The organism is Intestinibacillus sp. NTUH-41-i26 (assembly GCF_032769475.1).
GTDB lineage: Bacteria > Bacillota > Clostridia > Oscillospirales > Butyricicoccaceae > Agathobaculum > Agathobaculum ammoniilyticum.
In genome coordinates this window covers 912,983-926,125 of sequence record NZ_CP136477.1, presented here as the reverse complement: position 1 = coordinate 926,125, position 13,143 = coordinate 912,983, and the positions used below count along the sequence as shown (strand labels likewise).

The 13,143-nt window shown below is 62.1% G+C and carries 14 protein-coding genes; 2 read left to right on the top strand and 12 right to left on the bottom strand.

The features are described from left to right. Nucleotides 1-6 precede the first annotated feature (6 nt). The 12 genes from aspS to RX717_RS04610 form a co-directional block, all read right to left on the bottom strand. Nucleotides 7-1,818, bottom strand: a complete 1,812-nt coding sequence (gene aspS, locus RX717_RS04665; protein ID WP_107630862.1) for an aspartate--tRNA ligase — start codon at nucleotides 1,816-1,818, stop codon at nucleotides 7-9. Between the two features lie 23 nt (nucleotides 1,819-1,841). Beyond that, nucleotides 1,842-2,069 carry a hypothetical protein gene (locus RX717_RS04660; RefSeq protein WP_107630863.1) on the bottom strand — a complete coding sequence of 76 codons (228 nt, stop codon included), beginning with the start codon at nucleotides 2,067-2,069 and terminating at the stop codon, nucleotides 1,842-1,844. Continuing rightward, entirely contained in the window at nucleotides 2,066-2,239 is a 174-nt protein-coding gene (locus RX717_RS04655; RefSeq protein WP_153802379.1) for a hypothetical protein, read from the bottom strand. Before RX717_RS04655 ends, RX717_RS04660 begins: the two co-directional genes overlap by 4 nt. A 3-nt stretch (nucleotides 2,240-2,242) precedes the next feature. Then, a complete protein-coding gene (hisS, locus tag RX717_RS04650; protein ID WP_107630864.1) occupies nucleotides 2,243-3,604 on the bottom strand; it encodes a histidine--tRNA ligase in 1,362 nt (453 codons plus the stop codon). Between the two features lie 76 nt (nucleotides 3,605-3,680). After that, nucleotides 3,681-4,097: a methylglyoxal synthase gene (locus RX717_RS04645; protein ID WP_054326841.1), complete on the bottom strand. Its 417-nt coding sequence runs from the start codon at nucleotides 4,095-4,097 to the stop codon at nucleotides 3,681-3,683. Between the two features lie 45 nt (nucleotides 4,098-4,142). After that, nucleotides 4,143-4,883, bottom strand: coding sequence for a nucleotide-binding protein (locus tag RX717_RS04640; protein WP_107630865.1), 741 nt, complete (start codon nucleotides 4,881-4,883; stop codon nucleotides 4,143-4,145). A gap of 114 nt (nucleotides 4,884-4,997) precedes the next feature. Then, nucleotides 4,998-7,280, bottom strand: a complete 2,283-nt coding sequence (locus RX717_RS04635; RefSeq protein ID WP_316960573.1) for a penicillin-binding transpeptidase domain-containing protein — start codon at nucleotides 7,278-7,280, stop codon at nucleotides 4,998-5,000. A gap of 24 nt (nucleotides 7,281-7,304) precedes the next feature. Continuing rightward, nucleotides 7,305-7,814 carry a rod shape-determining protein MreD gene (mreD, locus tag RX717_RS04630; protein WP_107630867.1) on the bottom strand — a complete coding sequence of 170 codons (510 nt, stop codon included), beginning with the start codon at nucleotides 7,812-7,814 and terminating at the stop codon, nucleotides 7,305-7,307. Between the two features lie 4 nt (nucleotides 7,815-7,818). Continuing rightward, complete coding sequence (mreC, locus tag RX717_RS04625) at nucleotides 7,819-8,664, bottom strand: rod shape-determining protein MreC (RefSeq protein WP_107630868.1); 846 nt, start codon at nucleotides 8,662-8,664, stop codon at nucleotides 7,819-7,821. Nucleotides 8,665-8,799: 135 nt separating this feature from the next. Then, nucleotides 8,800-9,372, bottom strand: a complete 573-nt coding sequence (locus RX717_RS04620) for a Maf family protein (RefSeq protein ID WP_107630869.1) — start codon at nucleotides 9,370-9,372, stop codon at nucleotides 8,800-8,802. Next, nucleotides 9,372-11,402 (bottom strand): U32 family peptidase, encoded by a 2,031-nt coding sequence (locus RX717_RS04615; protein WP_107630870.1) that lies wholly within the window; start codon nucleotides 11,400-11,402, stop codon nucleotides 9,372-9,374. The genes RX717_RS04620 and RX717_RS04615 overlap by 1 nt, the downstream gene beginning before the upstream one ends. Further along, on the bottom strand, nucleotides 11,399-11,710 hold the full coding sequence (locus RX717_RS04610; RefSeq protein WP_054326835.1) for a cell division protein ZapA: 312 nt from the start codon (nucleotides 11,708-11,710) through the stop codon (nucleotides 11,399-11,401). The genes RX717_RS04615 and RX717_RS04610 overlap by 4 nt, the downstream gene beginning before the upstream one ends. A gap of 268 nt (nucleotides 11,711-11,978) precedes the next feature. Between RX717_RS04610 and proB the strand changes: the two genes are divergently transcribed. Together proB and RX717_RS04600 are read left to right on the top strand one after the other, a co-directional pair. After that, nucleotides 11,979-12,788, top strand: coding sequence for a glutamate 5-kinase (proB, locus tag RX717_RS04605; RefSeq protein ID WP_054326834.1), 810 nt, complete (start codon nucleotides 11,979-11,981; stop codon nucleotides 12,786-12,788). Nucleotides 12,789-12,956: 168 nt separating this feature from the next. Further along, on the top strand, nucleotides 12,957-13,142 hold the full coding sequence (locus RX717_RS04600) for a hypothetical protein (protein ID WP_054326833.1): 186 nt from the start codon (nucleotides 12,957-12,959) through the stop codon (nucleotides 13,140-13,142). Nucleotide 13,143: the final 1 nt, after the last annotated feature.

Sequence of the window (13,143 nt, the reverse complement as noted above, 5' to 3'; positions counted from 1 at the left end):
GGCCCGTTACGCTTCCGCGTCCTTCTCCTCGCGGGTGACCGCGATGGAAAGATCGTCAAGCTGCTTTGCGTCCACCACGTCCGGACAGGACATCATCAGGTCGGACGCGTTCTGCACCTTGGGGAAAGCGATCACGTCGCGGATGGAGTCCAGCCCCGCGAGCAGCATACACAGACGGTCCAGGCCGTAGGCCAAGCCGCCGTGCGGGGGCGCGCCGTAGGAGAACGCTGTGATCAGATGGCCGAATTGCTCTTTCGCGCGCTCCTCGGTGAAGCCGAGCGCCTCGAACATCCTGGTCTGCAGCGCGGGATCGTGGATACGGATCGAGCCTCCGCCCAGCTCACAGCCGTTGAGGATGATATCGTACGCCTTGGCGCGCACCTTAGCCGGATCGGTGTCCAGCAGCGGGATATCCTCGTCCATCGGCGCAGTGAACGGGTGGTGCTTGGCGACCAGGCGGTCCTCCTCCTCGCTGTACTCGAACTGCGGGAACTCAGTGACCCACAGCAGCTTGTAATCGTCCTTTTTGGCAAGGCCGAGACGCTTGGCCAGCTCGCAGCGCAACGCGCCGAGCGAAACCAGCGCGGTCTCCTCGGAAGCGTCTGCGACAACGAACAGCACGTCGTTTTTGTGCATATCCGCACGCTCCTTGATGGCCGCGATCTCGTCCTCGGTCAGGAACTTGGCAAAGGAAGAGGTCATGGTGCCGTCCGCCGCGACCTTCATCCACGCCAAGCCCTTGGCTCGGTAGGTCTTGACGAAGTCGGCCAGCTTGTCGATCTCCTTGCGCGGGAACTTGTCCGCGTAGCCGCCCAAGTTGATCAGCCGCACGGTGCCGCCGGACTCGACCGCGCCCTTGAACACACCGAAGCCGCAGTTCGCCGCGATGTCGGAAATATCGCGGATCTCAAAGCCGAAACGGGTGTCCGGCTTGTCTGAGCCGAAGCGGTCCATGGCCTCGCGCCAAGTCAGGCGCGGCAGCGGGAGCTGGATGTCCACGTCCAGCACTTCCTTGAACACGCGCTGGAGAAAGCCCTCATTGACCGCGATCACGTCGTCCTGCTCGACAAAGCTCATCTCGAGGTCGATCTGGGTGAACTCGGGCTGGCGGTCGGCGCGCAGGTCCTCGTCGCGGAAGCAGCGGGTGATCTGGATATAGCGGTCCATGCCCGCGAGCATCAAAAGCTGCTTGTACTGCTGCGGGGACTGCGGCAGGGCGTAGAACTTGCCCGGATGCACGCGGGAGGGTACGAGATAGTCGCGCGCACCCTCGGGCGTGGACTTGGTGAGCATCGGGGTTTCGATCTCGAGGAAACCCTGCTCGTCAAAGTAGTTGCGAGCCACCTGGGTGACGCGGTGGCGCAGCATCATATTGCGCTGCATGGAGGGGCGGCGCAGATCGAGATAGCGGTACTTGAGCCGCACCTGATCGCCGACCTCCTTGCTGTCGTCGATCTCGAACGGGGTGGTTTCCGCGCGGGACAGGATGCGGAGCTCCTCCGCGACGATCTCGACCTCGCCGGTCGGCATCTTCCTGTTGATTGCCGCTTCGTCGCGCGCAACCAGCTTGCCGCGCACAGCTACCACAAACTCGGTGCGGCAGGTAAAAGCGACATCGAACAGGCCGGCGTTGACCGACTTGTCGAACGTACACTGCACGATACCCGCACGGTCGCGCACGAGCAGAAACAGCACGCCGCCGTTGTCGCGCACACGGTCGACCCAGCCGTTGACCGTCACTTCCCGCCCCACGTCGGACAGACGCAGTTCACCGCACATGTGCGTGCGTTTCATCCCTGAAATAGAGGTTTCGTTCATGTTCTATCAATCCTTATCAAATGTTATTTGTTATCGTCTTTCGTATGCAGCGAGGGACACACATGATTCCAGTAGCCTGCAATCATAGTGACAATCCCGCAAATCAGAAGGAAAATGCTGATGAGCACCAAAGCAAGCGACAGGCTCTCGCCCATGTCCGCTGTGTGCGGCATCCAGTAAAGCAGTACGCCGAGCAACACGGTCTGCACGCCCAGCAGCATCTGCGCACAGCCCCAAACCAGTTGTTTCACCGTTCGTCCTCCCCGTCATCCTGCCTGTCCTGCGCACGGACCTGTCGCACCAGCGAAACCGCCTGTCCCAAGCCGACCAGCAGCAACGGCACGAACACGACCCATTGACCTTCCACAAAGGCAAGCGCCATCCCCGTGATGCAGGCGATCAGCGTATAGGCCGGCCGCATGATTTATACCCTGTCACAAATGACTTTGCCCTGGTTTTTCGCGGCCAGTCCCGCTTGGATGCGGACGACCGCCTCCTTCAGCGATACCTTGACCTGCTCGCCGGTCTCCATATCCTTGACCGCGACAACACCCTCCCTGATCTCGTCCTCCCCGTGGAATATCACATAGGGGATGCCGAGCTTGTCCGCGTAGCCGATCTTGTGCTTGAACTTCTTCTGCTCGCTGTACAGCTGGGTGCGGATGCCAGCGTCACGCAGGCTGGTCGCCAGCGCGATCGCCGCGCCCATGTCGTCAGTCATGGGCAGGATGAGCACGTCCGCGGGCGCGCGGTTCATCTTGTCGTTCAGGTAGCCCTGCTCGCCCAGCACATAGAACAGGCGCGTCAGGCCAATCGAGATGCCCACGCCCGGCAGCTGCTTGTCCGTATAGTATTCCGCGAGGTTGTCGTACCGGCCGCCCGAGCAGATCGAGCCGATCTCCGGATGGTCGAGCATCGCAGTCTCGTACACCGTGCCGGTGTAGTAATCCAGCCCGCGCGCGATGGTCAGGTCGATCTCAAAGTGGTCGTCCGGCACGCCGAAAGCCTGCATGTACCGCGCGACGGTTTTCAGCTCGTCCGCGCCCTGGTCGAACACCTCGTTTTTGCCCTTGTAGCCCTCGAGCGCGGCGAGGATGCCCGCCGTGCCGCCCGGGGTGGCGATGAACGCCAGCAGTTCGTCTGCGGTTTCGGCGGCCACGCCGAAGTCGTCCACCAGGATGGCCTTCACCCTTTCCGCGCCGATCTTTTCCAGCTTGTCAATTGTGCGCATCACGTCACCCGCCTTGTCGGTCAGGCCAAGGATGGCGAAAAAGCCGTTCAATACCTTGCGGTTGTTGATGCGGATTTTGAAGCGCTCGAGTCCCAGCGCGGTAAAGGTCTTGTAGATAATGCTCGGCACCTCGGCCTCGTTGATGATATCCAGCTTGCCGTCGCCGATCACGTCGATATCCGCCTGATAGAACTCGCGGAAGCGGCCGCGCTGCGCGCGCTCGCCGCGGTAAACCTTACCGATCTGGAAGCGGCGGAACGGGAACGTCAGTTCGCCGTAATGCTGGGCGACGTATTTCGCCAGCGGCACGGTCAGGTCGAAGCGTAGGGACAGGTCGCTGTCGCCCTTGGTGAAGCGGTAGATCTGCTTCTCGGTTTCGCCGCCTCCCTTGGCCAGCAGCACCTCGGAGGACTCGATCAGCGGGGTGTCCAGCGGATAAAAGCCGTACAGTGCATAGGTTTCGCGCAGCACCTGCATGATGCGCTCCATCTGCACCTGCGGCGCGGGCAGCAGTTCCATAAAGCCGGACAGGGTTCTCGGTTTCACTTTTTCCATAGCGTTTTGATTCTCCTCAAGACAGACGGATGCACCGAACGGGCGCAGGCCCATCCGGTGCAGTTGTGTCCTATTGTTATTTTCTCGAACTGTTTTTCGGATTTACGATATTTCGCCAGTCCAGATCGCCGCGGTCCAAGCCGAGGATGAGCATTTCAGCCGTTGCCGAATTGGTCGCGATCGGGATATTATGCATATCGCACAGCCGCGCGATCGCATGGAGGTCCGGCTCGTACTGCGAATTGGACATCGGATCGCGGAAGAACAGGACAAGGTCGATCTCATTGTAAGCAACGCGCGCGGAGATCTGCTCCTCGCCACCCTGCATGCCCGCAAGGCACTTGTCTATTTTCAGTCCGGTCGCTTCTTCGACGAATTTTCCCGTCGTGCCGGTTGCGCAGATATTATGTTTTGCCAGGACGCCGCAATACGCCATGCAGAACTGTACCATCAATTCCTTTTTGCGGTCGTGCGCGATTAATGCAATATTCATTTCAAGGACATCCCCTTTCCTTCCTAAGCTACTCTTCCACTCGGTTCAGATTTTTATCAGTGGAACGCGTTCTCCGTCCAGCCGCCGCGCGATGTTTTGGAAAGCGCGCGCCGCGCCGGTGTGCTTGACCGCAAAAATGCTTTTTCCACTATTGCCGCAGGAGATCAGGTCCTCGTCCTCCGGAACGACCCCCAGCAGCGGTAAGCCTGCTTCGTCCATCGCGTCGTCGATATTGCCCGCCTTGCCGCGGCAGATCAACTGCGGCCGGATGCGGTTAAGGACCATCCGGATCCGCGCGATGCAGTATTCTTCCTCCAGCTTGCGCGCGCACCGTTCCGCGCCGCGAATGCAGGCGCGGTCGGTCGAGGTTACGACGACTGCCTGCGTAGAGATGTGCGCCAGCCACGACAACTCGGCGGGCAGCCCCGCAGGCCCGTCGATGAGGAGGTACTCGATTCCCGCCTCCTCCGCCTGCACGGCGAGCTGCTCCATGCCGCGCTCGCTGAGCGCGGGCAAAGCCACGGGCGCGGTCAGTAAGTATAGCGCTTCATAGTCCGGATGCCGCGCCATCGCGGTTTCCAGCGGCACCGCGCCGCCCGCCACATCGGCAAAAGAATACACCACCCTGTCCGACATGCCGAGCACGATATCCAGATTGCGGAGGCCGCAGTCGCCGTCGATCAGGAGCACGCGGTGGCCGCGCTGCGACAGCGCCGCGCCCACACCTGCCGTAAAGGAGGTTTTTCCCGTGCCGCCCTTGCCGGACGCAACCAGAATGACCTTCAATCTACCGCCTCCGAAATGATAAAACTATATTGACATTATAAACCACACATGTCGAATTTACAAGCGTTTATGCAAATTTTTTGTCACGCTTCCGCTTTTTTATACAGGATTTTATCAAGGTACGATCACATTTTCCTGCTGCACGGATTTCACCGTGTCCACGTCGCCTGTCTGGAAGTAGGTATCCAGCATATCGCGCACGATCGGCGTTACCGATGAGCCGTGCTCCGCGCCCTCACCCACGACGCAGATCACGATTTCGGGATCGTCGAACGGGGCGAAGGCGATAAACAGGCCGTTGTCGAATTTTATCCCGTTTTCAATAGCCTCAGCCGTACCGGTCTTGCCGCCAACCTTGATCGGGTAGTCCGCGAACACGCTGCCCGCAGTGCCGCCCTCGTCGGTTACCTCGCTCATGCCGGTCATGACCAAATCAACCGTCGTATCAGACATCTCGATTGTATTTTTGACTTCCGCAGTTTCGCTCTTGACCACCTCGGAGTAGTCATAGCTCTTGACACTTTTGACCAAAGTGGGCCGATACAGCGTGCCGCCGTTGACCACGGCCGCGATATAATTGGCAAGCTGCAGCGGCGTGAAGCCGTTGTCCGACTGGCCGATCGCGGCCTGCACGTCGTCGCCGCCGAGCCAGTCCTGCAGCGTCGGGTCGGCCGCGACCATCTGCTCGCGATAGGTCGGTCCGGCCGCGCGGCCCGCCGCCTCGTCCACCTCTATTCCGGTCAGCATGCCCAAGCCAAACTTGGCGTCCCATTGTTCGAGCCGCTTGCCGGTCAGCTCCCGTCCCACAGTATAGAAGAATGTGTTGCAGGAATATTTAATCGCCTGCGTCACGTCGAGCGTCATGGGCTGGGAATGGTTGTTGCAGTGGAACGTCTGCCCGCCGTATTCGAACTCGCCCGTGCAGGTGATCGTGGTGTTCGCGTCAATGATACCCTCTTCCAGCGCCGCGATCGCGCTGAGTACCTTAAAGGTGGAGCCGGGTTCGTATACGCCCAAAGTCGCGCGGTTGAATTCCGGCGAGCGGGCGTCCTCGTTCCGCGCCTCCGCCTCCTCCACATAGTTTTCCAGGCTGTAGGTCGGATAGGAGGCCATCGCAAGCACCTCGCCCGAATTGGGGTCGATCGCGACCGCCGCCCCGCCCCGCCCATACTGCGCAAGGTTTTCCGCAAGAGACTCCTCGGCCGCGGCCTGCAGGTCGAGGTCGATCGTCGTGACCACGTTATCGCCCGGCTGGGGCGCGGCATAGGAGCTTGCCTGCTCGTTAACCGCTTGACCACCCAGATCGGTCTGCACCGTGCTGGAGCCTGCCGTGCCGTGCAGGTACGGCTCAAGCGCCAGCTCCAGGCCGGTCTTTCCGGTGATATCGTTCATCTTATAGCCGGCCTTGCCCTGATACGGACCGCCGTATGCATCGCCGCTCCATTCCTCGGCCCACATCGTAGCCGCGCGGCCGAGCAGGTGCGCGGCGTATTCCGTATCATACTGCCGCACGGCCTGGCTTTCCACCTCAACTCCGGCGTAATCCTGATGGTGCTCCTTGATATATGCGATCAGGTCGATCGATATGCCGGTTGCAAATGTGAAATTCGTGCGGTTGTCAAAGCCGTTCTGCCGCATGGTATAATACAAGCCGACCAGCGTGCGGGTATCCGCGTCCGTCATCGTTTCCGGAAGCCCCCAGTTGCGGTCCAGATAGTCCCTCATCGCGCTAAGGAAGTCCGCGGCGGAAACCAGCGTGGTCGCATCCAGCGCGTTCACCTCGTCGATCACCTCGCCGGTTTCCTCATCCGTGCGCGGGTTCTGCTCCTGACGCGCTTTCGCGTCCGCGATCGCCTGCTGGACCGCGGTCAGGCTAAGCGTGTCCGCACTGTCCTTGATATATTTGGAAAGTCTGGCGCCATCGCTGGTCGCCGCATCCGTGGTATAGGCGTATGGGGCGGTATCGCTGATGGGCAGAATATCGTTCAGCTCGGCCGTACTCTCTGCCGCAGCGGCGGCGCCGCTCTCCGTGTCCGTATCGTCCCCGTCCCCGTTCTGCGCCGTGTTTGCCGCGGCGGCCGCCGCGTCCGCCTTGACCCGCGCCGCCAGATCGAGCAGGCGCGCCGCCTGCCCCTCCTGCTCCCAGGCCGAATAGACCAGCACCAGCGAAAACTCGGTTTTGTTCGTCACCATCGGCCGGCCGTACCGGTCGAGTATCTCGCCGCGCGCGGCGGAAACCGTCGAGGTGGTCGTCAGCCAGTACGCCGACTGGCGGACGTAATCCTCGCCGTTCACAAGCTGCAGCTGCACGAGCTGCCCGCCGGCCAACCCTGCACAGAGCAGCAGCAGGCAGGCCAGCGCCGCCAGCCGGCGCAGCAGTTGATTTTTGTTCACCATGGGATTCCTCTTTTCTGGCAGGGGTCAGCGCGCGGAAAATTTCCGGCTTATCTTGGCCATCGGGACGTATACCGCAAAGCACAGCAGGCTGGCGAGCAACGTGCCGCCGACCGTCTGCTGCAGCACAAGCCCGAACGGCGCGCCTTTCTGCGGCAGCAGGTAGCAGAAATACCGCAGCAGGTCGATCACGACCATCTCGACCGCGTTGAGCATCAGCATGGACACATAGTTCCGGCTGAGCGTCAGCCGGCTCATCGCGCCCGCAGCCATGCCGAACAGCATGAAAAAGATGGGGTACAGCCCGTCGATGCCGGTAAAGCCCAGGTCGTACAGCAGCCCGACCACAACGCCCATAATAACGCCCTCCACCGGCCCGTCCAGCAGCGCGGCGGCCGCGACGAACGCGGGCAGCAGATCGAGGTGGTAACCTCGGATCGACCACGCCCCGAACAGGCTGGACTGCAGCGCATAAAACACCAGCGCGAACAAAATGTACAGGATCATCTTCGGGATGGATAACTGTTCTCTCTGCATAAGCTCACTCCGTAGTATCCGTAAAGGCGGTCACGACGGACACGTTCGTCACCGTTTCCACATCGACGAACGGCTTGAGGACCGCGTAATACGAGATGCCGTTTTCCTCCGGCAGGACGCTCTCGACCGTGCCGATCATCACGCCCTTGGGGAACACGCCGCCCGCACCCGAGGTCTCCACCGTATCGCCGATCACGATGCTGGCGTCCTCTGTCAGGTAGGACAGGCGCAGGCTGCCTTCCGCCATCAGGTCGTAGCTTCCTTCCGCAATCGCGCTGTCGCGCGTGCGGGTGATCAGCGCGCCGCACTGCATCTCGATATCGACGACGGTCGTGATCGTGCTGTAGTTGGGTGCGACCGCGCTGACATAGCCGACCAGCCCATCCTCGGTGATGACCGCGTCATTGACCTCTACCCCGTGCGACGAACCCTTGTCGAGCGTCAGCACGGTCGCCCAGTCGCCCGGGTTGCGGGCGATGACCTCCGCGTTGAGCGTGGTCAGTTCGCGCGCGCGTTCGGGCTGGCCCGCCTGCGCGCGCAGGCGGTTGTTCTCCTCTATTGCAAGCTGCGCGTCGCGCACGGTCTGCTCCATCTCACGGATCTGTCGGTGCAGCTCCTCATTCTCCGCCTTGAGCGCGTCGAATTCGGTAAAATAGCTCAGCCCTTTACCGAAAAAGCCGCTCACACCGGTCGCAAGCTTCTGGATCGGTGTGGCGACGATCCCCACTGCGGTCGTCACGGGCGACGGATTTCCGGTCACGCCGCTGTACAGTGCGGAAAGGATGCACAGCACGATCACCACGGCGACGCCGATGAAAAAACGCGAGCCCAGTCTGTTTCTTCTTCGCAAAAATCAAACTTCCTTTCTGATATCTCCCGTCCGGAACCCCTGTTCCAAACGAAAGGGCCGTGCCGCGTACCGCGCGGACAAAGCCCCCAACTGCGCAACCCCTGTTTGCGCGCCCACTTTTCCGGACGCGCGTCTCTATCCGGCGCGGAGCGCGCCCAGCCCGCGCAGCACCTCGTAAAGCGGCGCGACCGGCAGCCCCATGACGCTGTAATAATCGCCCTCGATCCCCGCCACCAGCAGCGCGCCGCGGCCCTGGATGCCGTAGGCGCCCGCCTTGTCCAGCGGCTCGCCCGTGGCGAGATAAGCAGCCAGCTCGTCCTCCGCAAAATCGCGGAAAGTAACGCGCGTGCGAGTGCAAAGCGTGCGCGCCGCGCCGTCCGGTGGCAGCACCGCAAGGCCGGTCAGCACCTCGTGCGTACGCCCGCGCAGATGGCGCAGCATATCGGCCGCCTGCCGCACGTCCGCCGGCTTGCCGAGTGGCAGGCCGTCAATGGTCACCATCGTGTCCGACCCGATGCACACCGCGTCCGGATGCATACGCCGCGCCGCCTCCGCCTTGAGGCGGGACAGGCGCACGACCTCCGCGTCAAGCGGCGCGCCCGGGCGCAGCGTCTCGTCCGCATCCACCGGACAGACGGTAAATTCCTTCGTAATCAGCGCCAGCAGCTCCCGCCTGCGCGGCGAGGCGGACGCCAGTATAATCCGCATTATTCGACTCCTCTTTTGTACAGGCCGTTGGTGAAATCCCCGTCCAGCGGCGTCCCGTCCAGGAACGCCCGCGCGATGCGCGCGCATTCCTCCGGCGGCTCCGTCGTGAACAGCAGCCGCGCGGTCTGCACGCCCAAGCGCTCATACGCCGCGCGCAGGTACAGCGGGCGACTGTTGAGCAGCGTGTTGCGGCAGCCGTATTCGGGCAGCAGCGCAAAGCGCGCCTTTCTCCGGTCTGTCAAACAGGTCGTACCCTCCCGACAGGCGCAGCGGCCGCCGTGCTGCCGGCGGATCGCACAGTTTTCGAAGATCATCAGCGGCAGATATCCATAAACTATCAGCTCGGTTTCGAGCGGCCCTTCCATATCGCGCGCCTGCGCCAGACGCACCTCAAACGAAAGCGTCTGCCGCGTCACGCCCATTTCCGCGAGCGCGTGCAGCGTTTTGCTGTTATAGGCGTTCAGGCCGAAATCGCCGTGTATCGTGAACCCCATGCGCCGCGCAAGCGCGACCTGCCCGATGTTGCCCACCAGCACCGTGCGGGTGCCGCGGCTCATCGCCTCGCCGAGCAGCATCTCCAGTTCGGGCTGCTCCGCGTCCGAAAACACGCGAGGCAGCACGGCGGGCAGGCCAGTCTCGGCCGCCACGCCGACCGGCGCGTAAACGGTTTCCAGTCCAAGGCCGCGGAGCGCCGCCGCCTGCGCCTTGGTGCGCACGGACGCGGTAAAGCCGCGGAAGCCTTCGCGCGACGCGCATTCCTCGTCCCGCCGCAGCAGAGGCCCTTCCAGCCAGTCGCGGGCGGGCGGCGTACCGCGCTTGGCAAGCAGCAGCGCAAGCGCGTCGCGCCGCATCCCGTTCATCACGGACGCCGGCACGGCCAGCCCGTCCTCCAGCTCGATGCGCAGGTTTTTGACATAAAACGGCGTCCCGCCGGTTTTCCGCAAGGACTTTTCCACCATCTCCGGCGTGGTCGGACGGTTGACCGCCCGCTCGGCCGGCGCCGCGGCGGAAACCCCGTCCGCGCTCAGCACCGCGCCGGTATCCACCCGCGCGGTAAAGCAAAGCGACACCGGAACGAGCGGCGCCTCCTTCCCCCCTGCAAAGCGGCGCGCCGCCTCGTCGTACAGGGACTGAACCTCCTGCAGCGGCACGTCGGTCTTGGTGCCGAACATCCCGTCGTCCTTTTTGCCGGTATAGTACCCGTCTGTAAAGCCATCGCGCGAAAACACCCGCCGCAGGATATCCCGCTCCCCGGGCGTGGGCCCGCGCCGCTCACGCAGCAGGCCGGCATAGATTCCGGTGACGATCGCCGTGTACTCCGGCCGCTTCATGCGCCCCTCGATCTTGAGCGAGGACACGCCCATCTCCGCCAGCTCGGCCACATGGCCAGCCAGCGCCAGATCCTTGAGCGACAGCGGGTAGCCGCCGCCATACGGCAGGCGGCAGGGCTGGGCGCACAGGCCGCGGTTGCCCGACCGCTGACCGATCACCGCAGACAGGTAGCACTGTCCGGAATAGCACATGCACAGCGCACCGTGGACGAACACCTCGGTTTCCACCCCCGCCTGTTCGGTGATCAGGCGCACCTCGTCCCGCGTGCATTCGCGGCTGAGCACCACGCGCGAAAAGCCGATATCGCGCGCCTCCCGCGCGCCGTCCAGCGTGTGAACGGTCATCTGCGTGGAGGCGTGCAGCGCGAAATCCGGCGCGTGCGCATGAATCAGGCGCGCAAGGCCAAGGTCCTGCACGATCAGCGCGTCCGCGCCCGCTTCGTAGAGGAACCTTGCGTCCTGCAGCGCCGCGTCCAGCTCGCGGTCACCGGCAAGGATATTCAGGGTGATATTGGTCTTGACGCCCCGCGCGCGGCAATAGGCGATCGCCTGCGCCATTTCATCCTGCGAAAAGCCCTTCGCGCCCCGGCGCGCGTTGAACGTGCCGAAGCCCATGTATACCGCGCCCGCGCCCGACTGGACTGCGGCGCGCACCCCCTCCGGCGAGCCTGCGGGGGCCAGAAGCTCTATCCGGTTCATTTGCGTCGGTTTCCGGGATGGTTCGCGCTGTTGCGGCTCACCTGCTGCCGCAGCGCGGTGTTTTCTGCTTCCAGCGCGCGGCACTTGGCCTCGGCCGCTTCCGCCGCGGTCTTGGCCTTGATATATTCATCCGCGAGGTTGACGGTCGCCAGCGCAAGCGCGCGTGTGGACGCGAACGACGCCGAGCCGCCGCACTCCGCGATGGTCTGCTGCGCCAGTTCCGCGACCTCGTTCATATATTCCACGGTTTCGTTGGCCAGCATGGTATAATGCTGCCCCGCGATCTGGATGGTCACGCGGTTTGCCATGACTGATCCCTTCCTTTCGCAAAATCGTTCAAAAGGCATAATTTGATAAAATATAGTATACCACAACAATTGACCTTTTGGAACAAAAAATATGCGCAAAGATAGCCGTCCGGCGGGTATATTTTTCTACGAACCGGTTTTTCCGGCAATTTGTAAAAGATTTTTGTTTGCCTTGTGTGAAGCCGCCCGCTGTGCTACAATAAACATGTATATAATAGGAAGCCAGCGGCGCGGCCCTGTCCGCCCTGCCGGAAACCGGAGGTCTTTTATGCTTAATATCAACGAGGTCCGGCGCATCGTCGTCAAGGTCGGCACCTCGACGCTGACATATGAAAACGGTAAGCTCAACATCCGCCGCATCGAGCGGCTCGTCCGCACCATCAGCGACCTGCAGAACCAGGGGTTTGAAATGGTGCTTGTGTCGTCCGGCGCGGTCGGCGTCGGCGCCGCCAAGCTCGGCTTGAGCGAGCGCCCCACCGAGCTGGCCATGAAGCAGGCCGCCGCTGCGGTCGGCCAGTGCGAGCTGATGCACATTTACGACAAAATGTTCCTGGAATACGGCATCAACGTGGCTCAGATCCTGCTCACGCGCGAAAACATTGTGGACGACGACCAGCGTGAAAACATCCACAACACCTTTACCGCCCTCATGCGCACCGGCGTGGTGCCGATCGTCAACGAGAACGACACGGTCGCCACAGCCGAGCTGAAGCATATTGAAAACTTTGGCGACAACGACACGCTTTCCGCGGTCGTCGCGCGCATGTGCGAGGCCGACCTGCTCGTTATTTTTTCGGATATCGACGGGCTGTATGATTCCGACCCGCGCAAAAACCCGCAGGCCAAGCTGATCCGTCACGTTTCCAGGATCGACGCGAAAATACGCCGCATGGCGGGCGGCGCCGGCTCGGCGCACGGCACGGGCGGCATGGCCACCAAGATCACCGCCGCCGAACTGTGCATGGACGCGGGCATCCCCATGCTGGTCGCCAACGGGGATAAGCAGGGTATATTATACGATATCGTCGACGGTAAGCCGGTCGGCACGCTTTTCGCACGGGAGGTTGCAGGACTATGACCAAGACACGCATCCGGTATCTGATCGCTTCTCTGATCGGCATCGCGGTCGGTTCGTTTTTCGGCCTGCAGGCCTATCTGCACGGCTGGCCGTGCTGACGCGGGGCCGCCGGCGCCCCCTCTTTCCCCTGAGCACCCCCAGCGGATATAACGAGGGAGGAAGCCCGTTATGACAAAGAAAAAATCACGCCTCATCGCGCTGGTTATGCTGATAGCTGCCGCCGCGTTTTTCATCTATGCGCTGCACCATCCCGAAGCCTCTTTCCCTTGGAGCAACGCCGTTACCTACATCCTGTACGGCCTATACTTGATCGTGATGCTTGTTATGGCGGCCGCCCCTTTCAAAAAGAAATAAA

Coding starts and splice junctions, on each gene's coding strand:
- aspS (WP_107630862.1), bottom strand. CDS start 1,818: ATGAACGAAACCTCTATTTCAGGGATGAAACGCACGCACATGTGCGGT.
- RX717_RS04655 (WP_153802379.1), bottom strand. CDS start 2,239: ATGCGGCCGGCCTATACGCTGATCGCCTGCATCACGGGGATGGCGCTT.
- hisS (WP_107630864.1), bottom strand. CDS start 3,604: ATGGAAAAAGTGAAACCGAGAACCCTGTCCGGCTTTATGGAACTGCTG.
- RX717_RS04645 (WP_054326841.1), bottom strand. CDS start 4,097: ATGAATATTGCATTAATCGCGCACGACCGCAAAAAGGAATTGATGGTA.
- RX717_RS04635 (WP_316960573.1), bottom strand. CDS start 7,280: ATGGTGAACAAAAATCAACTGCTGCGCCGGCTGGCGGCGCTGGCCTGC.
- mreD (WP_107630867.1), bottom strand. CDS start 7,814: ATGCAGAGAGAACAGTTATCCATCCCGAAGATGATCCTGTACATTTTG.
- RX717_RS04620 (WP_107630869.1), bottom strand. CDS start 9,372: ATGCGGATTATACTGGCGTCCGCCTCGCCGCGCAGGCGGGAGCTGCTG.
- RX717_RS04615 (WP_107630870.1), bottom strand. CDS start 11,402: ATGAACCGGATAGAGCTTCTGGCCCCCGCAGGCTCGCCGGAGGGGGTG.
- RX717_RS04610 (WP_054326835.1), bottom strand. CDS start 11,710: ATGGCAAACCGCGTGACCATCCAGATCGCGGGGCAGCATTATACCATG.
- proB (WP_054326834.1), top strand. CDS start 11,979: ATGCTTAATATCAACGAGGTCCGGCGCATCGTCGTCAAGGTCGGCACC.
- RX717_RS04600 (WP_054326833.1), top strand. CDS start 12,957: ATGACAAAGAAAAAATCACGCCTCATCGCGCTGGTTATGCTGATAGCT.